The organism is Pseudomonas sp. LB3P25, from assembly GCF_054897985.1.
The window spans coordinates 2,592,210-2,613,409 of record NZ_CM142711.1 but is presented as its reverse complement, the minus strand read 5'-3'; the positions used below and the strand labels follow the sequence as shown (position 1 = coordinate 2,613,409).

Below are 21,200 nucleotides of genomic sequence, written 5' to 3'. Positions count from 1 at the left end.
CCAGGGATCCTGGAATGTTCATTTTTTGAGCAACCCACCGACAAACGGCTGTTATTGTGAACGTCCCACACGCCGGTACTAACTCATCAACTTCCCTGTCAGCCCCATGACAACTGGGCTGGTGAATTACAGGGGTTTCCAATAGTGTTTATTGGATCCATTAGTTGTTAGGTAACTTACGAAAAGTTCAATAGCGAGCTGCTCGCATTTAGGACCTGCCCCCACTGAAACAGTCATACTTTTAGCACTCCACTCGCCGAGGAAGGTGAAGTCCTGATGACCGGCGGAACCTGCGCCGCAGCGGCCGATGTCGGAGCGCTGGGGGATGACAACATCGCCAGCGCCAATGCGGGAGCCAACGTTGTCGTTTTTAGATGAGTTGTTAGAGCAACATCGCCGGTCTATGGAACCGGCGCACTTAACGTTTTTCGTAGATAGCTTGCAGACGCCGGACATAAATGTTTGAACTGGGCTGTTTGGGAGATGGCAACAGGTGCCGCCTGCCTGTCGAACTGTTCATAACCATTGGCGGTAAAAAAACCGACTGCCCCTTGGGTCAACAAATGCAATCGAAGCGCGCCTTGCGAGGCCGCACACTGTTCCAATGCAAACAACACGGCTTGGCCCAACCCTTCTCCACGACGCGCTTCACACACCACCATTGAACGAAGCAACAGGTCGGGAGCCGAACCCTCCAGCCCTCCAAAAGCCACCCATTTCCCCGCCACTTCGAAACGGTAAAACTGCCGGCCTGGTTCGCTGACATCATCGCAGGGCAATGCTGCCTGACGCAGAGCATCACTGAGCTGATCCAGACCGTTATCGTCTACTTTAATCATCTGCATGTTCAGCACCGTCACCTCCTACCCGCCTACACCAACCGCTCAATCTTCTGATGCTGCCAGACCATTTTGTAATACGCCGTCTGCAACACCAGCATCCCCAGATACGCCACCGGAAACGCCATCCACACACCCTGCAACCCGAAGTGCCCGTCCAGCACATACGCCACCGGCAACTGCACCCCGACCACACAAATAATCGAAATCGCCATCGGCACCAGCACCGAACCGCTGGCGCGCATGATGCCGCCGACAATCGCCTGGAAGCCGAACACCAACAGACTCCACAGCATGATGTGCAACAAGTGCTCCGCCTTCGCCCGGGTGGAATCATCCGTGAGGAACAACCCCAGCAACCAGTGCGACAACAGATAACCCAACACCACCAACCCACCGGTCAGGCACACATTGATCAACAGCCCCGTGCGCAGAATCGGCCCCATGCGCTCAAGCCGCCCTGCCCCAATCGCCTGAGCACCGAGAATCGACGCCGTGATCGCAATCGACAGCGCCGGGAACTGCACGTAATTGACGATCTGCGTCACCGCGCCATACGCCGCCGTCGCCTGCGAACCGTGCTGATTCACCAGCGCCAGAATCACCAACTCCGACACCGACAACACCACCATCTGCAACCCGGTCGGCAACCCGATGCGCAACACCTTGCCGAGAATCACCAGGTCCAGCCGCATCGCCGCAAACATCTCCCGATCCGGCGCCAACGGATGCCCCTTGCGAATCAACCGCCACGCCAGCCACCCCATCGCCGACAAATTACCCGCCAACCCGGCATAGGCCGCACTCTGAATCCCCATCATCGGCAACCCGAACCAACCCCGAATCAACGCCGGCGTCAGCGCCAACCCGATACACGTCGACACCACCAACGCAATCAGCGGCGACACCGTATCGCTCACCCCGCGCAGCAGTTGAGTGAACAGCACGTAGACCAGGAGCGACGGCATGATCCACATCATCACGTGGGCGTAGGACACGGCGTCGTCGATAACGTCGGCCGGTGTGCCCAGGCCTTGCAGGGCGGGTCTTGCGAATACGCTGCCGAGTACCGCTGCTGTCAGGCCGATCATTGCGCCCAAGAGGAGCGTTGTGCCGGCGATGGTTTTCACCAGATGCGGTTCACGCGCGCCCCAGGCTTGGCCGATGAGCACACCCGCACCCGCGCCGAGGCCGATGACCAGGGCGATGAAGAAGAAGACGATGGGGAACATACCCGAGACAGCAGCCAGGGCTTGGGTGCCGAGCATTTGGCCGATGTAGATGCTGTTGATGGTGCCCGACATGGATTGGAGGAAATTGGAGAGGACCATGGGGGCTAGGAAAAGGAGGTAGGTTTTCCAGAGGGGGTGTTGGGTGGTGGGGATTTGCATTGAGGGTCCGTCTCGGGGTGGGCTCGCGGTTTGGAAATTCTACGCTAGGGGACTGGGCACCACCCGATTCGATTTCGCAGATTTGGATAGCGTGAGTAATATCTGGTTTCGGCCAGAAACGGTCATTCAATTTCGCTATTCATCTATCTCCCGAGCGTGCGAAATTACCAGTCCTTCAATTTCTCTCAAAGGCAGGTTCATGACTTCCAACCTGACAGTCTCGAGTCTTTTAGGTCCGTGGGGTGGGGATGACCACACAGGACTGATGCAGCGTTGCAGGGAAGCATGGGACACACCTCTAGCAAATTTGAATGACCTTATGGTCGCCACTTTTTTGAATCAGAACATCGCTGTCATGCACCTGCTTGTCGAGGCAAAGCGTCGCATGAAAGAGCAGGAACGAGATGGAACCGAGTATTTCGACGGCCAGCTTCTCGAAGCTATAGAACGCGTGCAATTGATCGAGCGCGGAACCTGATTGCTTTCGTAGGACGGATAACGCGCCAGCGTTATCCGCCGTGGAGGGGCCGGCGTATTACCTATTCCGGGTTATGCGCCCTACGGTACTAGCGCTGGTTGCGATAGCGTTCGGTCAAGGACTGCACGAGGGTGACGTAGGATTGCGTCTCGGCGTAGGGAGGCACCCCGTTGTACTCGACCACGGACGCTTCGCCGGCGTTGTAACCTGCCAACGCCAGCACCTGGTTGCCGTTGAAGCGCTTGAGCAGCCAGGCCAGGTAGCGCACGCCGCCACGAATGTTCTGTCGTGCGTCGAACGGATCGTCCACGGCGAAGCGCTCGACGGTGGCGGGCATCAACTGCATCAGCCCCTGGGCGCCGGCTTCGGAAATGGCGTTGGGGCGAAACGCCGATTCGGCATGTATCACTGCGCGGACCAGCGCCCTGTCGACACCATAATGACCCGAAGCGGCTTCGATCTCCCGCCGATAGGAATGGGTGTCCAGGCGCAGTGAGGCGACCTTGAAATCCTTCGGTGCCATGCACAGATAGCAGCCCTTGATGTAATAGAGCTCAAGGACATCGACCCGTGCGGAGATCCCGACGGGGCGCCGGCTCACATATTGACGAATACCCTTGTGGATGAAGGTGTACACCCGAACCCGCACCGCGCCTGAGTTGTCGTCCCGCACAAGCCGTGGCAGGGCCATTGCCTTGGCGCCGACACCGGCGCCCGCCATGCCATTCAGGCGAGTGCAGCGGGCGCTGGCGATGGCTTGGCTGGTGTAGCTGATGGCTCCGTCCTTGGCTTGGCACTTGAACATGGCGCTGGCGCACAGTGGAGCGACCAGCAAGGCCAGCTCGATGCAGCCAAGAAGGCTCTTGCGAGCCCATCGCCATGCTCTGGAACTCATCACATCGCTCCGCGCCGCAGGCGCCGATCAGGCCTGGGGTGCCTGGCCCGGGCGCTGCCTTTGGAGGGCCTATTCTGGGTGACCCGCCTTTTGTTCTGATAGTTATACCCCTTGTAACCGGCCTAGGAACTTGCGTTGACGTACGGGCTGCCGGCGTTCCCAGGCGAGGCGCAGGGCCTGATTGCTCGCACGACGCGTCGTCCCGGCTTGCCAGGGCCGGGCGCAAGTCCGATCCGCGGGTGACGGACCCGGAGCCGGGGTGGGACAGGCCCAGGTAGGCGACGGCAAAGTTGTCATCGTTATCCACCCGGGCCGAACTCATCCGAGAATGAAATACACCTTGCGCACCGGCGTGATGTTTTCCCAGGTTCCCTTGAACCCCTCCGCCACCACGAACGAATCCCCCGGCCCGAAGGTCTTCGCCACGCCGTCCGCATCGGTCAGGCGCACGGTGCCTTCGAGGATGTGGCACATCTCGTCGTAGTCGCACTCGCATCTCGGTCTACGCACTGACCGAAACACGGCTGCGTCCTGCGAAGACCCAGCGGTTCATCGAGTTACGCGACCATATCAACAGTGCTCAATGCCTGACGACTGGATAGGGGGCATCCCGACGCAAACGAATGCCTCCTTCTGGCCGGTTTCTGCCCCTCACGGAGGGCCGCTATGGGTCGGCTGCTGCCCTTCGTAACTGGTCGTTATCGACCGAACGTAAGGAGGAAGAAACCTTTAAGGCCCACCCTCCCACAACTCAGCAGCCACCTGCGAGCATTGCTACGTCCAGTAATCGACCTGATGACGCCAGCCGCTCGACAGAAGTCGCAATTCAATCCCGGGCAATCTTGTCATTTGCCAAGGCTTAGGGCAGGGTCGATACCACTGAGATCTCTGCCAAAGGAGTCACCCCATGTCAAAGCTATATCCCAGTATCGATCCCGAGGGGCTGGTCGAGTACTCAGTGGTCTACACCGACCGCTCGCTCAACCACATGTCGCAGTCATTTCAAGGTGTGATGAAGAACATTTCCAGGACCCTGAAACAGGTCTACAACGCCCAGGCTGTTGCGGTGGTCCCGGGCAGCGGCACATTCGGCATGGAAGCGGTGGCGCGACAGTTTGCCACCGACCAGCAATGCCTGGTGATACGCAACGGCTGGTTCAGTTATCGCTGGAGCCAGATCCTTGAGATGGGCAACATCCCGGCGGCCACCACGGTGCTGAAAGCCCGACCGGTCGACACTGGTCGCCAGGCTGCCTACGCCCCACCCCCTCTGGACGAAGTGCTGGCAGCCATTCAGGCGCAGAAGCCGCAGATTGTCTTCGCCCCCCACGTTGAAACCTCATCAGGGATTATCCTGCCCGACGAGTACCTGCGGGCCGTCGGCGACGCCGTGCATGCGGTGGGTGGCCTGTTCGTGCTGGACTGCATCGCCTCAGGCACGCTTTGGGTTGATATGCAGAAATGCGCAGTCGACCTGCTGATCAGCGCACCGCAGAAAGGCTGGAGCGCCTCCCCTTGCTGCGCCCTGGTCATGCTCAGTTCTTTGGCCCTCGAGCGCATCGAACAGACGCATAGCAGCAGCTTCGCCTGCGACCTGAAAAAGTGGCTTCAGATCATGCAGGCCTACGAACAGGGCGGACATGCCTACCATGCGACCATGCCCAGCGATTCCCTCGCGCGATTTAACGAAGTGATGAAAGAGACGCAAGCCTACGGTTTCGACAAGGTCCGCGGCGAACAACAGGCTCTGGGCGATCGGGTGCGCGCAATGTTGGCCGGCAAAGGCATCAAAAGCGTGGCCGCAGCCGGCTTTCAGGCCCCTGGCGTAGTGGTGAGCTACACCGATGATGCCGACATCAAGAGCGGTAAGAAATTTGCCAACCACGGCCTACAGATCGCCGCCGGAGTGCCGTTGCAATGCGACGAGCCGGCCGACTTCCGGACCTTCCGCATCGGTCTGTTCGGACTCGAAAAGCTGCACAATATCGAGCGCACGGTCAGTACCCTCGAGCAGGCACTGGACGAGGTGATGGTTAACTAAGCCCTCATCTTGCCCGCAGCATCCTGCCCTGGGCACTGCCGCCCCATGGCGCTGATCTTCGACGAATATGACGCTGGTCGCCCGGACGTCATGTTAGAACCATAAAGGAAAGCCCGTGCACGCGTCTTACTGACACGTGCGCCCTTCAGCGCTATCAGAAAAGGTTTCCAACGAAGCCTTTCACGGGGCGGATGATTGTCGGCGGTATGACTTGGATCGACCCAAAGCTGACGATGGGGACAGGCAGAAATCGGCCCACAGCAGACGGTCACGACCGACCGCTTATGGCCCAGAGTGTGTAAAAACGCCTTCGCGAACACTTGCTATGATTTCTGAGGATTTCATCGCAGGGATCGCCCATGAAGCGCTTTATCCAAGGTGAACATCGAGGCCAAGGCACCTTACTTCCCGAGAGCCTCGACGACTACGTCAGCGATACCAATCCGGTGCGCGTAGTCGACGTCTTTGTCGACGAACTCGACCTGGTCAAACTGGGTTTTGAAGGCGTCATACCGGCAGATACTGGCCGGCCTGCTTACCACCCCGCGATCCTCCTGAAGATTTACATCTACGGCTATCTCAACCGCATTCAGTCGAGCCGGCGCCTGGAGCGAGAAGCCCAGCGTAACGTCGAATTGATGTGGCTAACCGGGCGTTTGATGCCGGACTTCAAGACCATCGCCAACTTCCGAAAAGACAACAGCAAGGCCATCCGAGGCGTCTGTCGCCAGTTCGTTGTGCTGTGTCAGCAGTTGGGACTGTTCGGAGAACATCTGGTCGCCATCGATGGCAGCAAATTCAAAGCAGTCAACAACCGCGACCGCAATTTCACCAGCGCCAAACTGAAGCGGCGAATGGAAGAAATTGAATCGAGCATCAATCGTTACCTGACGGCACTCGATGCTGCCGATCGGCAAGAACCAACAGCTTCCGAGCCCAGTGCCGTGAGGCTGGAAGAGAAAATCGCCAAGCTCAAAACTCAAATGAAGGAGCTTCAGGCGATCGAAATCCAGCTCAATGAATCGCCGGATAAACAGGTCTCACTGACCGATCCAGACAGCCGCTCCATGATGACGCGCGGCACGGGAATCGTCGGCTACAACGTGCAGACAGCGGTTGATACTCAGCACCATTTGATCGTTGCCCATGAGGTGACCAACGTCGGTTCTGACCGCGATCAACTCAGCTCGATGGCCAAGCAGGCCCGCGAAGCGATGGCGGCAGAAACGTTGTCGGTAGTGGCTGACCGAGGTTACTTCAAAAGCGAAGAAATCCTGGCTTGCCACGATGCAGGCATCACCGCCTATGTGCCCAAGCCGATGACCTCTGGAGCCAAAGCAGACGGGCGTTTCAATAACGATGCCTTCATCTATGACGCGGCAAAAAACGAATACATTTGCCCGGCTGGAGAGGCGCTGATCTGGCGCTATACCAACGTTGAAAAAGGCCTGACGTTGCACCGTTACCGGAGTTCGAAATGCCGGGGTTGCGCAATGAAACCGCAGTGCACACCGAGCACGGAACGGCGGGTTCGACGCTGGGAGCATGAAGCCGTCCTGGAGGAAATGCAGAACAGGCTAAGCAACGCGCCGGAAATGATGCGGATCCAAAAACGGACTGTTGAGCATCCCTTCGGGACGCTCAAACAATGGATGGGTGCAACGCACTTCCTGACGCGAAAGCTCAACGGGGTCAGTGCAGAGATGAGTCTGAACGTGCTCGCCTACAATTTGAAAAGGGTCATGAAAATCATCGGCACCGCTGGTTTGATGAATGCGTTAGCGGCGTAAAAACCGCTCTTTTTGCCCCATCCAAAGGACTTTCAGAGGTTGTTGAGCCGTTTAGCTGTTCCTCAAAACGTCGTGATGTTGATCAGTTTGCGAAACGAAAGCACGGGCTGCTGACGTCGATACAGAAAACCCAATCTGACGTTTTTACACACTCTGGGCCGAATGCAGTCGCTCACGGAAGGGGCGTAACGGTCCTAGGACCACCATAAAAATTCCTACACAAACCTCGGAATCCCTCACCTTTCCCGCCGTTCTGATGAGGCCTATAGTCCATCTCGTCGCCCAAAATGGCGATTCGGGTTTGGCGACCCGAGATATGAGTGCGAGGGCCGCCTGCTCATTTGCAGGCGTCGTCGCAGCCGCAAAACCGCTGTACTATGGCGGTTGCGCGCGGGAGACCTTCGGGTCTGCCGGTTTCTCATTCCCGGTTCGCCAACCTGCGCGCAACTGCCACCCTATCGTTTGGCGACGATCTGTTGGCGGTCTCAACTAACTGAATGAGATCTCCCCCTATGGAAAGATACATGCCCCTCACCGGAATCGACCTGATCCCGGCCTCCCTGCTCATCGACACCCAAGCCCCACTCGACGTCCTGCAAGCCATGGCCGATTACCGCATTCGCACGGTCACGCAGGTGCTGGAAAACATCGCCTACCGCGCCGAACTCGGTTGCGACACGGTAGTGCTTTCGGACTTTTCCAAACTACTGGCCATCCCATTACGTGATGGCTGTGACTTGATGGATGTGATCGGCCGGCGCTTGCGGGCTCAAGCAACGGAATAAACGAAAAAACGGGCGCCATGACGGCGCCCGTTTTTTGTGTCCGCAAACAAAGAGCTGCGCCAGCATCCATCGGACTGTCAGCGTCTGGCGAATACGCGCCAGGCAATATCCGTCATTTGGCTAATCAAAATATATGCCTCAACTATGACTCGTTCGGTAGGTCGCAGCACTCCAGTATCGATTGCCGGTACTTGTATGGCGAGTCCATCCAGCAGCTTCCAGCTGCTTTGCGATCATTCGGTTCATGAATCCATGACCGAGCAGAAGAACTGAGCCTTCACAGCTAAGGGACTGAAGTCGTTGTGCTGCCTCAATGGCCCGCACCCTCGCCTTGCGGGCAGACTCAACATTCCCGGAGAAACCGCACAACCATAAAATACGAAGAATAAATGCCCACGTGAAGGGTGAAAGTCGCGGCAGTGCCCATCGTCCATAGGGTAACTGTGCCTCGCAAAAAATCTCATCCACGATGTTGGGTTGAAGGCCTAAGGCCCGGATAGATGTGAGCGCACGGGGCGCGCTGCTTGAGACAATTACTTTGGCGGTAACGGCCAGTTCCAAACTCGCTTTAGGGACAGGCTGGTTCGCAATTTCGGATAAGTCGTATTGCTCAATCCAGCGCTTCATACCAAGTGCTGAAACCTTGTCGAGCGTAGCCAGATTCGGCTGACCATGACGCATTAAGATAATTTCTTTGCCCACTGGAATCACGTCCTTGATTTGCTGCTGAGCGAGTACGTGGATTGCACTCTGTAAGTAGCGAACGGAATGCTCGTGCCTGAGCAATCCTGTTTAACGGAGTGCAATAATAACCGCTACCCGAGACGTTCAAGCAAGCCCTTGAAATGACAATCAAGCCCTCCGCGTAGAGCAATACTCCACAATGAGCTGAGTGACCGCGGCCACAATCGCCTGATCCGCTTCAGGCGAGGTGAACAGCCGACATTGCGCATCCGGCAAATCCGGCAACCCTTGTTCTACCCCAATAACCGCCAATCCTTGCCCCAACTGACTGAGTGGCATGGGCGCTACCGCGAAGCCTGCCAGGGCCGCCGCCCGCAACCCGGCAGTGCTGCTGCACAACATCGCCGTGCGTTGGGCGATCCCCGCCTGCGCCAGCCTTGTCAGCGCGGCCTCTCGATAAGGGCACGGCTCGGGGAACAGGGCCAGCGGCAACGGCATGGGTAACCGGGCGACGGGTTGCGCCGAACAGGCCCACACCAGCGGTTCTTGCCATAGCAACAGCCCCGCTTCGCTGGTTTCGCACAGCGAACCGATGACCACCTCCAGATGCCCTTGCTTCATCAGCGCCAGTAACGTACCCGGAATGTTCACCTGCACCTCGATCTCCATCCCGGGGTACTGCGCCGCGAAATCCTGAACAGTGCGCAGTAATCGAGACTCGACAAAATCTTCGGACACCCCGATCCGCAGCCGCCCGTGAAACGGCGTGCGTGTCAGGTCTGTCCAGGCATCACGGTTCAGCGCGAGGATCGTGCGCGCATAGGAGACCAGGCGCTCACCATCGGGAGTCAGTTGCTGGGAACGGGTGGTGCGCGTCAACAGGGGTTTACCAATCTGTTCTTCCAATCGCCGCACATGGCCACTGACCGCAGACTGAGTCAGGTGCAGCTTCTGGGCTGCACGGCTGAAGCCGTCTTCATCGACGACAGTGACAAATGTCTTGAGCAGCAGAGCATCGAACATAGTTTTATACGTGATCAATTGAGTTGGAATTTACGATTTATATTTCAAATACAACTATGTTGCAATGCTCCCACCTGCCCTGTCTCCCCATCATTCGAGGTGTGCCATGACGACTCTTCTCCATATTCAGTGTTCTCCACGCAAGCAGCGTTCGGCTTCCCTTGAAGTCGCCCGCAGCTTCATTGCGCGTTATCAAGCAAACACCCCGGACACCGAAATCATCACCCTCGACCTCTGGAACATGGCTCTGCCGGAATTCGATGATCTGGCAATGGAGGCCAAATACGCCGGGCTCAATGGCACGCCTTTGACCGCCGCGCAACAAGACGCCTGGAACACGTTAAAAGAATTGGCAAGTCACCTGCACCGCGCGGATGTACTCGTGATGTCCGTACCGCTGTGGAATTTCAGCATCCCGTACAAACTCAAGCACTTCATCGACCTGGTATCGCAGAAAGACATCCTGTTCAGCGTTGACCCGGAACGCGGTCTGGAAGGCATGCTGCACAACAAACTCGCCGTGGTGATGTACGCCCGCGGCCTGGATTTTTCGGCGCTGTCGATCACACCGGCGGAGCGCTTCGACTTTCAGAAGCCCTACGTGGAAGCCTGGCTGAAATTTATCGGCGTCACGGATGTGCATTCGGTGATTGTGGAGAAAACCATCCTGGGGGAAGACGTTGATCTGCGTGCGCGTGAGGACGCGACTCAGCAGGCCAGGAGCCTGGCAGACAGTTTGTCGCTGACGCTTCAGGCCCCCTGCTGTTGAGGCCGTCCCAGCTGACGCTTGCGGGCTCAAGCAGCGAAGTAAACGAAAACGGGCGCCTTGTCGGGCGCCCGTTTTGTTTGGGGTTGCGTGCTGCGGATTTCGGTCATTTGCAGCCTATTCACCCACTGCCGAACGATGCAACCCATCGCAGCAAGCAGCTAAGCTTTATCAGAAGGCCTTCGCGAAACCCTGAAAAATCAGGAGGCAAACAATGAGCAAACAACCTCAACCCCGGAGCCGTTCCAACCCCCAGCCCAGATCTCGCCCGGTAGTGCCTGCCCTGCCCAGCAAAACGGGCAACAGATCCGGGGGCTTGCGCGGTCACTACCCACCGAAGAAGTCGAGTTGAACTCCAGAGTGCGGCAGGCTTTGCAGTTGAGTCTGTTGTACTTCTCTATCAGCCGTTATGGCTGATCAGTGCGTTTTTTTCGATACCGACGTCCCGGCTTTGCTCAACCCTTTCGCGTTGTGATCGCCTGGAGTCGAAGCCGAGATTGCTCTGGCTTTGGCTATGCCGCGAGTATCTTTGGAATGGGCAATGCCTGAAGTCGTTGGGCCATGACCGCGATCACTATTGCGTTCACTGCCGTAGTGGTTTCCGCTTACACCATGGTCGCGAACAGCCTTGCCGGCGTGATCGCTGGCCAGTCCATTGCCGTGGCCGTTACTGTTAGCGCCGCCGGAGTGATCTGAACCACTGTGACTGCCGCCTATACCGCCGCCGTGGCCACTGCCATTACCGCCGCCGTTACCACCACCACCACCACCACCACCACCACCACCACCGTCTTTCGCATAGGCGGAGTTCATGATGGACAGGTCAGTAGGGAGTAATGGCGCGGCTGCAAGCATCAGGGCGCATGACATGACAGCAACGAGACTCTTATTCTTTAAAAGCATGATTGCTTCCGTAGGGTTGGTTGATATCGCGAGTCTTATGACGCTTTAAGCCCCAGACAGTTCAAGTCCTGCGACCGACGGAATGCAATGTGCACGGCCCCAATTGGCAGCTGCCAGGGCTAGCGTGCAGCGCTACGAGTCCCCGCAAACGCGCTCGTGCCAAGCCAGCGCCACAAGCTTTCCGCATCCTGCACTGCGCCGTCTACACGCAGCTCTCGCGACTGAAGAACCTCCCGCGGTGTGCGGTCGCCCGTCCACACCTCGGTCAACGCGCGCACGCTAGAGTCCACGACGAGCGTCAGTTCGCGTCCGGGGTCGTCGCGGCACAGGTCTGCCACACCCTGTTCGACCACGAGCCACCACGCTTGCTCGCCGGGCCGCGCGTCGTGGAACCTGAAGTGGATGACCACCGGTCGGGACGGGAACGTCTCGATGCGCACGAACCGGCGCACGTCCCACATGAGCAGGCCTGCGTCGAGTTCGTCATCGCGAAGGCGACTGCCGATCCAGCGCGCGCCCCAATGACCGAGCGCCATGATGATGGGGCGCAACTCCTCGCCCGCCTCGGTCAGGCTGTACTCCCAGACTTTGCCTGTGGCCGTGCGGTGCACGACGCCGATTTCTTCCAGATGCCGCAGACGCTGTGCCAGCAGGTTGGTGGACATCCGGGGCACGCCGCGGTGCAGTTCATTGAAGCGCTTACTGCCGCACAACAGCTCGCGCACGACCAAAGGTGTCCAGCGCTCGCAAAGGGCTTCTGCACCGCGCGCGACCGTGCAGAACTGACCGTAGCTCTCTTCCATCGCCTGGACTCCGCAACTACAAACGCTTCAGATTCTGAACTAGCCCCGCCACTTCGCCACGAGCACGCTGAAACCTCGAAAGCCAAATACCAAAGGAGCACGTCATGACCAAGGTAGCCATCATTCAGCGCCCGCCCGTGCTGCTCGATCGCAGCGCGACCATCGCCCGGGCCGTGCAATCGGTCGCTGAGGCAGCGGCGGCGGGAGCCTCGCTGATCGTTTTGCCCGAATCGTTCATTCCAGGTTACCCGTCGTGGATCTGGCGGCTGGCGGCAGGAAGGGACGGGGCTGTAATCGGCCAGTTGCACACGCGGCTGCTGGCCAACGCCGTCGATATCGCGAACGGTGACCTGAGCGAATTGTGCGAGGCCGCCAGCGCTCACGCCGTGACGATCGTGTGCGGCATTAATGAATGCGACCGGCGCAATGGAGGCGGCACGCTCTACAACAGCGTAGTCGTTATCGGAACGAACGGCGAAGTGCTCAACCGACACCGCAAGCTGATGCCCACGAATCCTGAGCGCATGGTGCATGGCTTCGGTGATGCCTGCGGGTTGCGCACGGTCGATACACCGGTCGGCCGCATTGGTACGCTCATCTGCTGGGAAAACTACATGCCCTTGGCACGCTATTCGCTGTATGCCCAAGGGGTGGAAATCTACGTCGCCCCCACATACGACACTGGCGATGGCTGGATCAGCACGATGCGTCACATTGCACTCGAAGGCCGCTGTTGGGTGCTCGGCAGCGGCACCGTGCTGCGCGGCAGTGACATCCCCGACGACTTCCCGGCGCGTACGCAACTGTTTCCCGATCCGGACGAATGGATCAACGACGGCGACTCGGTGGTGGTCAGTCCTCAAGGCCGGATCGTGGCCGGTCCGTTACACCGAGAGGCCGGCATTCTGTATGCGGACATCGACGTCGAACTCGTGGCGCCAGCGCGGCGGGCGCTCGACGTCACCGGGCATTACGCGCGCCCCGACATTTTCGAACTGCAGGTGCGGCGCACGCCGGCGACAGCGGTGCGCTACATCGACGAATGAAGTCCGGCGGTATCGCCTGGCAATTGATCAAGGAGTCATGCCATGAGCATTGAACGGTCTTACAAGGGCAGTTGTTTTTGCGGCACAGTCGAGTTCACCGTCAGTGGCGAGCCGGTCGGGACGGGTTATTGCCATTGCGAGTCGTGTCGGCATTGGTCAGCAGGACCGGTCAATGCCTTCACGCTGTGGAAACCCGAGGCGGTGCAAGTGACTCGGGGTGCTGACAACATCGGCACCTACAACAAGACACCGCGCAGTTACCGCAAGTGGTGCAAGACTTGCGGCGGGCACATCTTCACTGAACACCCGGAGATGGGGCTCATCGATGTGTATGCCGCGATCATCCCGGATCTCGCGTATTCGCCAGGCGTTCACGTCCACTATCAGGAGACCGTGCTGCGCATCAAAGATGGATTGCCCAAGCTGAAGGATGTCCCCAACGAATTAGGAGGATCGGGCATCAGCGTGGACGAATAGCGCGGGTTACGCCGGTTGCCACCTGTTCGGCAGCAGTCCGGCAATTTCATAGGCAGTCGCGTCAGAACAGCCTTCAAATGGGCATATGGATCATGCCCATTAATCAAAAGCACCATTGAGCACTTCGTAGATAAGCCCGGTTGCCAGCGCGACCAATATCAAGTCGGTGCCAACTTGCTGCCATTCATATCCATCATAATGAGGCAGCCTGCCGATTAATCGACCGTCCAGTTTTTTGGCAATCCCAGGTGGAAGCGGCTTACCTCGAGCGAGGTTCTTTTGAATGCCGGGTGGCAATGCAGGTCCGGGGCTCCAGTAGTCTCGATACCCGCCAATAATTCCAAGAACGCTTCCGTGATTGATGCTTGGGCCATTATCCCAATCGCCGCCCCCGGCATTTTTGCCTTTGCCTCCCTGGTTGCCATGAACCTGGCTGTTTTGCGGATGTCCCTTGCCGTTTCCCTGGCCCTTTCCATTACCAGGATCGGCCAATGCGGTCACTGAACCGGAAACCAGCGCAAGGCATGTAATAGCTGCAATCAATGAGCGAGATCTGAGCATGAGTCGTTCCTTCAACGTGGCGGGACATCTCTCTGAAATTTAGACGCTATTGACGATGTTGGTTCCCTGTCCTCCCATCGACACCCAATCCCCACGGAAGGTCTGTCGTACTGCGCGTCACTTCAGCATTACTTGCCTCTATTTCTGACATTGTTTTCCATGTGCACCGTCGAACATGGGAGGCATGATGGCGAACGGCTACGCTCTTCACGGTTTCTCATGTATGCCTCGACATACCGACTACAGATTTGAATTCCTGACTCTGCACGTCAGTTAAGAGATAGCACGAGCGACAAATGACCTGCTTTATTCCGGCTCAATTACATGGAGTAAAAGTGAATGCCTTTGCCCCCTCGTTTTCTTGACCACTACCGCAAAGCCGACCGAATCATGCTGGGCCTGATCTGGCTGATGTTCCTGTTCGCTTTGGGCCTGGCTTACTGGCACGACACTTTTACCCAGGCGATTTTGGTGGGTGGCGGCACGAGCCTGCTGTTGACGGGGCTTTATCGCGCCATGGGCGGCACGCGGTTGATGCGGTGTTGCCTGGCCATTGGCTTGATGGTCATGGCCGCCTTGCATATCAATCAGGCCGAGGGCGTCATTGAATCCCACTTCGGTATTTTCGCGTTGCTGGCGGTACTGACTTTTTATCGCGACTGGCTACCGATTCTGGTCGCCGCTGCAACGATCGCCGTTCATCACGTGGTCTTCCATGCGCTGCAACACCAGGGGTTTCCGGTCTACGTCATGGCGCATCACGGTGGGTGGACGATGGTGTTCGTTCACGCCTTTTATGTGGTCATGGAGACGGTCGCCCTGCTCTATCTGGCCGTGCACAGTCAGGCCGAAGCGGTGGAGAGCCAGGACATGCTGGACAAGATGCTCACGGCGACGTCCCAGTTCGCCGTCGATGCTGGCAAGGGAGACAAGGCCACGGTGCATGTATCGCTCGCGGATCGTTTCGACCAATTCCTGATGCAGATTACCGCCCTGGTTGACGGGGTTGTTCGCGATTCTCACGGCCTGGGTGAGCTGGGCCAGGAGCTTGCCAAGGCGAGCAACACGCTGGAGAAAGGGGCGAAGCATCAGCTGACGGAAATTGCCCAGATGACGGGTTCGATGCAGCGGATGGGCGACGCAATGGGGCATATAGCCGTTCACGTCGAGCATGCCGTTGAACATGCCGGCCAGGCCAGCGTGCAAATCACCCGAGGACAGGAAAGTGTGAACCGCGCGCAGCATGAAATCACTCAGTTGGCGTCTCGCCTGAAAGGCACCCACTCAACCGTGCAGGTTCTGGCGGGACAGGCGGAGCAAATCGGTACCGTCCTGGAGGTCATCAGTAGTATTGCTGACCAAACCAACTTGCTGGCCCTCAACGCCGCCATCGAGGCTGCCCGCGCCGGAGAGCAAGGCCGAGGCTTTGCCGTTGTGGCCGATGAAGTGCGCAGCCTGGCGCAGCGCACGGCCCTCTCCACGAAGGAAATCAGGACGATCATCGAGGCCTTGCAGCAAGGCAGCCGCAAAGCCGTCGAGGCCATGCATGACAGCCGCGAAGGCGTGGAGCGTTGTGTCGAAGACAGTCAGCTGGCGGCCGCGATGTTGCAGGCGGTGGGCAGCGACATCTTGCATATCGATGAGCTCAATGGCCGCATTGTCAGCACCACCCGCGAACAATCCACGGCAAGCTGCGACGTTGTCGGGCGCTTGCAGTCCGTGCAGACCATCGCGCAAAACACCGCAGACGATGTCGAAACCCTGGCCCTGAGCAGCCAGCGCTTGCCGCCCATCGCCGTTCGCCTGGATGCCTTGGGCCGTACGTTTCATCAGTAATGTCCAACGCCCGAGGTCTGCTTTTTTGAGGAACAGCGTTATGTGTGTTGCCGAATGGAATTGCGAGCAAAGGTGCAGTACTTTGTAGTTGTAACACCCTCGTGTCGCAATCCTATTCAGGTTGAGAGGTGGAATTCATGAACAACATCATCTACATCGTCGGGGTAATTGTCATTGTCGTGGTGATCCTGTCGTTCCTCGGGCTTACATAGATTCGAAGACCGTCTTTTGATTCATCGTTTGTGTTCGATGTTCCTTGACGTGGACGTCCGCCCCATCACAGTCGGTTCATCAGGCGGATTGGGGTCGTCAGTACCGACCCCAAATGGCCTCTCAGCACGCCCACGTTTTCCCGAGCGTCTCCAGACCGGAGTTTTGCAGATCCTGCGCGCTCATCACAATACGGAACTTGCAGCTGGCGTTGAAGTTGAGAAAAAACGGCTCCGCCAATGCGGGGATGTCGGAGGGGTCTTGTACGTCGACCACAAAGATCCCGCCACGCTTGCCATCTTGCTCAGTAAAGTACGCCGCTTCCGGTTTGATGCTGTTCAGGATGCGTTCAATAACCTCGCCCACCTTCCCGGCTTTGACCAGGGAGTTGAAGGGTTCGTTAGGGCACTCGACCATCAGTAGCATCTTCATCATTCAATCCTCTGTTCAACTTGCAACCTTGTAGTGTCTTCAAGAATAGCGAAGCGTGAGCTAACCCTCGTGCCGGGTTACGGGCGGTCATGGAACAGGGCGATTTCGGGCGGCTAAAAGCGCTAACCCAAGGATCACCCGACCGGATCGACTTCAGATTTGCCGCGCTAGCAATTGGGCCAAAAGCGGTCAAAATCGCTTCGTTTCGTCTACCCTCACAAAACGCCATGCAGCCATCAGCTTGTGCCTGGCGTATCGACATTTTTGCCTTAATGCACCGGAGAATTTTCATGCTCAACCGTACCCTGGCAATGGCTGTCGGCTTGACCCTGTCTTTTTGCACCTTGCTGACGCAGGCCGCCGACACCCTGAAAGTCAGTGCGATTCCCGATGAAGCCCCGACCGAACTGCTGCGCAAGTTCAAGCCGCTTGGCGCCTATCTGGAACAACAATTGGGCATGAAGGTCGAGTTCGTGCCAGTGAGCGACTATCCGGCCGTGGTCGAGGCGCTGGCCACCGACCGGATCGATATGGCCTGGCTCGGTGGTTTCACGTTCGTGCAGGCTCGTCTTAAAACCGGCAATGCCATTCCGCTGGTACAGCGCGAACAGGACGCCCAGTTCACCAGCAAGTTCATCACCGCCGACCCAGCCGTGAAATCGCTTGCCGATCTCAAGGGCAAGACCTTTGCCTTCGGCTCGGTGTCCTCCACTTCAGGCAGCCTCATGCCGCGTTATTTCATGCTCAAGGACGGCATCAAGCCGGAAAGCTACTTCAGCCGCGTGGGCTACTCCGGCGCCCATGACGCCACTGTCGCCTGGGTCCAGGCCGGCAAGGTGGACGCCGGGGTGCTGAACGCCAGCGTGTGGGAAAAACTGGTCGCCGCCGGCAAGGTCGACACCACCAAGGTCAGAGTGTTTGCGACCACCCCGGCCTACTACGACTACAACTGGACGGTGCGCGGGACCCTCGACCCAGCGCTGGCGGCCAAGATTAAGGCAGCCTTTCTGGCGCTCGATCCGGCGAACCCGAAGGACAAGGAGATTCTGGATCTGCAGGCCGCCAGCCGCTTCATCGAAACCAAACCCGAGAACTACAAGGGCATCGAGGAAGCCGCACGCGCCGCCGAACTGCTCAAATGACGTTGCATCTGACCCAGGTCAGCCTTACCCACGCCAACGGCGTCCAGGCGCTGCGTGGCGTGGACCTGCACATCGGTGTAAGCGAACAGGTCGCCATCATCGGTCCGTCCGGCGCGGGCAAGTCGAGCCTGCTCAACCTGCTGGCCACCGCCCTGCGACCGGACAACGGCGAGCTGCAGGTGCTCGGCGAGCGAGCCTGGCAGCTTTCAGCCGGTCAGCGTCAGCGTCTGCGCGCGCGCATCGGTCTGATCCATCAAGCGCCCCCGCTGCCACCGCGCCAGCGCGTGGTCACCGCGGTTCTGGCTGGAAAGCTGGGTCAATGGGGTCTGGGCAAGAGTCTGCTGAACCTGCTGCATCCAGTGGATATTCCGGGCGCACGCGCGGCATTGGCCAGGCTGGACCTCAGCGACAAGTTGTTCGCGCAATGTCAGCAACTGTCCGGTGGACAGCTACAGCGTGTAGGCATTGCCCGCGTGTTGTATCAAGCGCCCGAGGTGTTGCTGGCCGATGAGCCGGTATCGGCCATGGACCCGGTGTTGGCCGAGCACACGCTTTCGGTGCTCTGTCGCCATGCCCGGCAGCACAACGTCACCCTGGTCGCCAGCCTGCATGCGGTGGAGCTGGCCCTGGCGCACTTTTCGCGCATCATCGGCTTGCGTGATGGACAGATCCTGTTCGACCTTGCGGCCAGCGAAGTCGACCGTGAGTTGCTCGACAAGCTCTACGCCAACGAACAACTGCAATCTCCACCGATTACTCCGACGCCCTTGAGTGTGCAGATTCCCCGATGCTGACCCGTGATACCCGAGATCCGGCCACCCGGCCCCGCCTGCTGCTCACCTTACTGGCCCTTGCCTTGCTGTGGCCGGGCATCCGCTTCAGCGAACTGGACCTCAGTGTGCTGCTGGCGAGTGACAGTCAGAGCGAGATGGGCCGGTTTGTCTCAGCCTTCTGGCCTCCAGCGCATGGCGAGGAATTCATTGAGCTGTTAGTGCAAGCCACCTTGCAGACCCTGGCCATCGCCACGGCCGGCATGGCCCTGGCGTTGCTGTTGGCCGTCCCCGCCAGCCTGCTGGCCAGTCGTGCTCTGTCGTTGTCTGCTGCCTCCCGTGCCGGCCACCCGAGTTATTGGGGTCAGCTGCTGCGTTGGCCGGTACGCGGCTTACTGATCTTCCTGCGCAGCGTGCCGGAAATCGTCTGGGCGCTTTTGTTCGTGCGCGCCGTCGGCCTCGGCCCGACGGCCGGGGTACTGGCCATTGCCATTACCTACAGCGGCATGCTGGGCAAGGTCTACGCGGAAATTTTCGAGTCGGTCGACCAGCGCCCGGCCCACGCGCTACTGCAAGCCGGCAGCGGTCGGCTCGCAGCCTTTTTCTACGGGATCTTGCCCAATGTCGCTGCCGAGCTGCTGTCGTACACGGTGTACCGCTGGGAATGCGCCATCCGCGCCTCGGTGGTGATGGGCTTCGTCGGTGCCGGCGGTCTGGGCCAGCAAATGGATTTGTCGTTGCGCATGTTCGCCGGCGGTGAAGTGGCGAGTTTGTTACTGACGTTTCTTGTCCTGGTGCTCCTCGCCGATCAACTCAGCCGCCTGCTGCGCTGGAGGCTGGCATGAATCGCCTGATCAACCTGGTATTGCTCCTGTGTATCGGCGCAGCGGTGGTCGCCTCGTTCATCTACCTGGGCATCGACCTCGGCGAGCTCGGCGGCAGCGGCAACCTGAAGCAGATGGGCGCTTATGCGCAGCGTTTTCTCAGCCCCGACCTGAGCGCGGGCCATCTGCAAGCCATCGGCCACGGTGCCCTGGAAACACTTGCCATGTCCGCCCTCGGCACCCTGCTCGCGGCGGTACTCGGCCTGCTATTGGCATTGCCCGCGGCCCGGCGCTTCGGTTGGCCTTTGCAGAGCGCGTCGCGCCTTGTGCTCAACGCCTTGCGCGCGGTTCCGGAACTGGTGTGGGCTGCGCTGATGGTCCTGGCCGCCGGGCTCGGCCCCAACGCGGGCACCCTGGCCTTGGCCTTGCACACCACCGGCGTGCTCGGCCGGCTGTTCGCCGAAGCGCTGGAAAACACCCCGCCAGAGCCGGCCGAAGCCATCCGCTTGCAGGGCGGCAATGCCGTATGGGCGTTCTGTTACGGATCACTGCCCAACCTGTTGCCACAGCTGCTGGCCTACATCCTGTACCGCTGGGAAAACAATATCCGCATGGCCAGTGTGCTGGGCTTCGTCGGCGCCGGTGGTTTGGGGCAAATGCTCTATGTGAGCCTCAGCCTGTTCCAGGAAGCTCAAGCCAGCACGGTGATACTGGCCATGCTGTTGCTGGTATTTGCCGTCGATACATTGAGCAGCTGGAGCCGTCAACGCTGGGTCAAGGCCTGACGGCTTCGCAGAACCGGCGGTGCTTCATATCCGGAGGATCATTGACTCCGTCAATAGTCACCATCAACTCAATGAAGTTCTCATAAAAAATCCGCGGCGTAACATCCGCTCCATACCCAACAACTACACCCCGGAGCACACCCTCATGAAACGCCAACTCATCCTCAGCATCGCTTTCTCGGTTTTTGCAGTTAACGCTTTCGCCGCTACCTCGGCTCACCCGGTTGTCGCTGAAGGCGGCTCGGATCGTCTGATTGAAAGTCGTGTGGCCGAAGGTGGTTCGGACCGTCTGATCGAAAAACGCGTTGCTGAAGGTGGGTCGGATCGCCTGATCGAGAACCGCGTTGCTGAAGGTGGCTCCGATCGTCTGATCGAGAACCGCGTTGCTGAAGGTGGCTCCGATCGTCTGATCGAGAACCGCGTTGCTGAAGGTGGCTCCGATCGTCTGATCGAGAACCGCGTTGCTGAAGGTGGTTCGGATCGTCTGATCGAGAACCGCGTTGCTGAAGGTGCCTCCGATCGTCTGATCGAGAACCGCGTTGCTGAAGGTGGTTCGGATCGTCTGATCGAGAACCGCGTTGCTGAAGGTGGTTCGGATCGTCTGATCGAGAACCGCGTTGCTGAAGGTGGTTCGGATCGCTTGATCGAAAGCCGCGCTGCATAAATGAATAGCTTTACCGCAACACTCAACGAAAAGCCCGGCCTGACAAGCCGGGCTT

General features: G+C 58.7%; 23 protein-coding genes. 13 read left to right on the top strand and 10 right to left on the bottom strand.

The genetic code is table 11. The annotated features are described in order from the left end of the window. Nucleotides 1–401: 401 nt before the first annotated feature. Together arsN2 and ACYZTW_RS11755 are read right to left on the bottom strand one after the other, a co-directional pair. Nucleotides 402–845, bottom strand: a complete 444-nt coding sequence (gene arsN2 / locus ACYZTW_RS11760; RefSeq protein ID WP_462004981.1) for an arsenic resistance N-acetyltransferase ArsN2 — start codon at nt 843–845, stop codon at nt 402–404. Between the two features lie 26 nt (nt 846–871). Further along, nucleotides 872–2,230: an MATE family efflux transporter gene (locus ACYZTW_RS11755; protein ID WP_462004980.1), complete on the bottom strand. Its 1,359-nt coding sequence runs from the start codon at nt 2,228–2,230 to the stop codon at nt 872–874. Between the two features lie 199 nt (nt 2,231–2,429). On the opposite strand from ACYZTW_RS11755, the gene ACYZTW_RS11750 reads away from it, so the two are divergent. Continuing rightward, nucleotides 2,430–2,708, top strand: coding sequence for a hypothetical protein (locus ACYZTW_RS11750; RefSeq protein WP_462004979.1), 279 nt, complete (start codon nt 2,430–2,432; stop codon nt 2,706–2,708). Nucleotides 2,709–2,796: 88 nt separating this feature from the next. On the opposite strand, the gene ACYZTW_RS11745 is transcribed toward ACYZTW_RS11750, so the two are convergent. Both ACYZTW_RS11745 and ACYZTW_RS11740 read right to left on the bottom strand, forming a co-directional pair. Next, nucleotides 2,797–3,603 (bottom strand): lytic transglycosylase domain-containing protein, encoded by an 807-nt coding sequence (locus tag ACYZTW_RS11745; RefSeq protein WP_462004978.1) that lies wholly within the window; start codon nt 3,601–3,603, stop codon nt 2,797–2,799. Between the two features lie 318 nt (nt 3,604–3,921). Beyond that, complete coding sequence (locus ACYZTW_RS11740; protein ID WP_462004977.1) at nt 3,922–4,113, bottom strand: cupin domain-containing protein; 192 nt, start codon at nt 4,111–4,113, stop codon at nt 3,922–3,924. A 397-nt stretch (nt 4,114–4,510) separates the two neighbouring features. On the opposite strand from ACYZTW_RS11740, the gene ACYZTW_RS11735 reads away from it, so the two are divergent. The 3 genes from ACYZTW_RS11735 (at nt 4,511) to ACYZTW_RS11725 (ending at nt 8,219) form a co-directional block, all read left to right on the top strand. Next, nucleotides 4,511–5,644 carry an aminotransferase class V-fold PLP-dependent enzyme gene (locus ACYZTW_RS11735; protein WP_462004976.1) on the top strand — a complete coding sequence of 378 codons (1,134 nt, stop codon included), beginning with the start codon at nt 4,511–4,513 and terminating at the stop codon, nt 5,642–5,644. Nucleotides 5,645–6,003: 359 nt separating this feature from the next. Further along, the gene (locus tag ACYZTW_RS11730) at nt 6,004–7,434 is read left to right on the top strand and encodes an IS1182 family transposase (RefSeq protein ID WP_462004975.1); all 1,431 of its coding nucleotides are present in this window, start codon (nt 6,004–6,006) and stop codon (nt 7,432–7,434) included. 512 nt (nt 7,435–7,946) lie between these two features. After that, complete coding sequence (locus tag ACYZTW_RS11725) at nt 7,947–8,219, top strand: hypothetical protein (protein ID WP_462004974.1); 273 nt, start codon at nt 7,947–7,949, stop codon at nt 8,217–8,219. A gap of 138 nt (nt 8,220–8,357) precedes the next feature. On the opposite strand, the gene ACYZTW_RS11720 is transcribed toward ACYZTW_RS11725, so the two are convergent. Together ACYZTW_RS11720 and ACYZTW_RS11715 are read right to left on the bottom strand one after the other, a co-directional pair. Next, nucleotides 8,358–8,900, bottom strand: coding sequence for a histidine phosphatase family protein (locus ACYZTW_RS11720; protein ID WP_462005743.1), 543 nt, complete (start codon nt 8,898–8,900; stop codon nt 8,358–8,360). 171 nt (nt 8,901–9,071) lie between these two features. Further along, complete coding sequence (locus ACYZTW_RS11715) at nt 9,072–9,926, bottom strand: LysR substrate-binding domain-containing protein (RefSeq protein ID WP_462004973.1); 855 nt, start codon at nt 9,924–9,926, stop codon at nt 9,072–9,074. Nucleotides 9,927–10,032: 106 nt separating this feature from the next. Between ACYZTW_RS11715 and ACYZTW_RS11710 the strand changes: the two genes are divergently transcribed. Further along, entirely contained in the window at nt 10,033–10,695 is a 663-nt protein-coding gene (locus ACYZTW_RS11710) for an FMN-dependent NADH-azoreductase (protein WP_462004972.1), read from the top strand. Nucleotides 10,696–11,109: 414 nt separating this feature from the next. On the opposite strand, the gene ACYZTW_RS11705 is transcribed toward ACYZTW_RS11710, so the two are convergent. Together ACYZTW_RS11705 and ACYZTW_RS11700 are read right to left on the bottom strand one after the other, a co-directional pair. Further along, nucleotides 11,110–11,595, bottom strand: a complete 486-nt coding sequence (locus ACYZTW_RS11705) for a hypothetical protein (RefSeq protein WP_462004971.1) — start codon at nt 11,593–11,595, stop codon at nt 11,110–11,112. 119 nt (nt 11,596–11,714) lie between these two features. Beyond that, nucleotides 11,715–12,398, bottom strand: a complete 684-nt coding sequence (locus tag ACYZTW_RS11700) for a winged helix-turn-helix transcriptional regulator (RefSeq protein WP_462004970.1) — start codon at nt 12,396–12,398, stop codon at nt 11,715–11,717. A gap of 104 nt (nt 12,399–12,502) precedes the next feature. Between ACYZTW_RS11700 and ACYZTW_RS11695 the strand changes: the two genes are divergently transcribed. Together ACYZTW_RS11695 and ACYZTW_RS11690 are read left to right on the top strand one after the other, a co-directional pair. Then, nucleotides 12,503–13,444, top strand: a complete 942-nt coding sequence (locus ACYZTW_RS11695; RefSeq protein ID WP_462004969.1) for a carbon-nitrogen hydrolase family protein — start codon at nt 12,503–12,505, stop codon at nt 13,442–13,444. Between the two features lie 42 nt (nt 13,445–13,486). After that, entirely contained in the window at nt 13,487–13,921 is a 435-nt protein-coding gene (locus ACYZTW_RS11690) for a GFA family protein (RefSeq protein WP_462004968.1), read from the top strand. 99 nt (nt 13,922–14,020) lie between these two features. On the opposite strand, the gene ACYZTW_RS11685 is transcribed toward ACYZTW_RS11690, so the two are convergent. Continuing rightward, nucleotides 14,021–14,482, bottom strand: a complete 462-nt coding sequence (locus tag ACYZTW_RS11685; protein ID WP_462004967.1) for an anti-virulence regulator CigR family protein — start codon at nt 14,480–14,482, stop codon at nt 14,021–14,023. Nucleotides 14,483–14,821: 339 nt separating this feature from the next. Here ACYZTW_RS11685 and ACYZTW_RS11680 point away from each other — a divergent pair, with 339 nt between their 5' ends. After that, nucleotides 14,822–16,318: a methyl-accepting chemotaxis protein gene (locus tag ACYZTW_RS11680; protein ID WP_462004966.1), complete on the top strand. Its 1,497-nt coding sequence runs from the start codon at nt 14,822–14,824 to the stop codon at nt 16,316–16,318. A gap of 333 nt (nt 16,319–16,651) precedes the next feature. Here the strand turns inward: ACYZTW_RS11680 and ACYZTW_RS11675 are convergent, their stop codons facing one another. After that, nucleotides 16,652–16,960 (bottom strand): panthothenate synthetase, encoded by a 309-nt coding sequence (locus tag ACYZTW_RS11675; RefSeq protein ID WP_462005742.1) that lies wholly within the window; start codon nt 16,958–16,960, stop codon nt 16,652–16,654. 290 nt (nt 16,961–17,250) lie between these two features. Between ACYZTW_RS11675 and ACYZTW_RS11670 the strand changes: the two genes are divergently transcribed. The 5 genes from ACYZTW_RS11670 (at nt 17,251) to ACYZTW_RS11650 (ending at nt 21,145) form a co-directional block, all read left to right on the top strand. Further along, nucleotides 17,251–18,102 carry a putative selenate ABC transporter substrate-binding protein gene (locus tag ACYZTW_RS11670; RefSeq protein ID WP_462004965.1) on the top strand — a complete coding sequence of 284 codons (852 nt, stop codon included), beginning with the start codon at nt 17,251–17,253 and terminating at the stop codon, nt 18,100–18,102. Next, complete coding sequence (locus ACYZTW_RS11665) at nt 18,099–18,896, top strand: phosphonate ABC transporter ATP-binding protein (protein WP_462004964.1); 798 nt, start codon at nt 18,099–18,101, stop codon at nt 18,894–18,896. Before ACYZTW_RS11670 ends, ACYZTW_RS11665 begins: the two co-directional genes overlap by 4 nt. Next, complete coding sequence (locus tag ACYZTW_RS11660) at nt 18,890–19,717, top strand: PhnE/PtxC family ABC transporter permease (RefSeq protein WP_462004963.1); 828 nt, start codon at nt 18,890–18,892, stop codon at nt 19,715–19,717. Before ACYZTW_RS11665 ends, ACYZTW_RS11660 begins: the two co-directional genes overlap by 7 nt. Then, on the top strand, nt 19,714–20,481 hold the full coding sequence (gene phnE / locus ACYZTW_RS11655) for a phosphonate ABC transporter, permease protein PhnE (protein WP_462004962.1): 768 nt from the start codon (nt 19,714–19,716) through the stop codon (nt 20,479–20,481). The genes ACYZTW_RS11660 and phnE overlap by 4 nt, the downstream gene beginning before the upstream one ends. A gap of 145 nt (nt 20,482–20,626) precedes the next feature. Continuing rightward, nucleotides 20,627–21,145, top strand: a complete 519-nt coding sequence (locus tag ACYZTW_RS11650) for a phage infection protein (protein WP_462004961.1) — start codon at nt 20,627–20,629, stop codon at nt 21,143–21,145. Nucleotides 21,146–21,200: the final 55 nt, after the last annotated feature.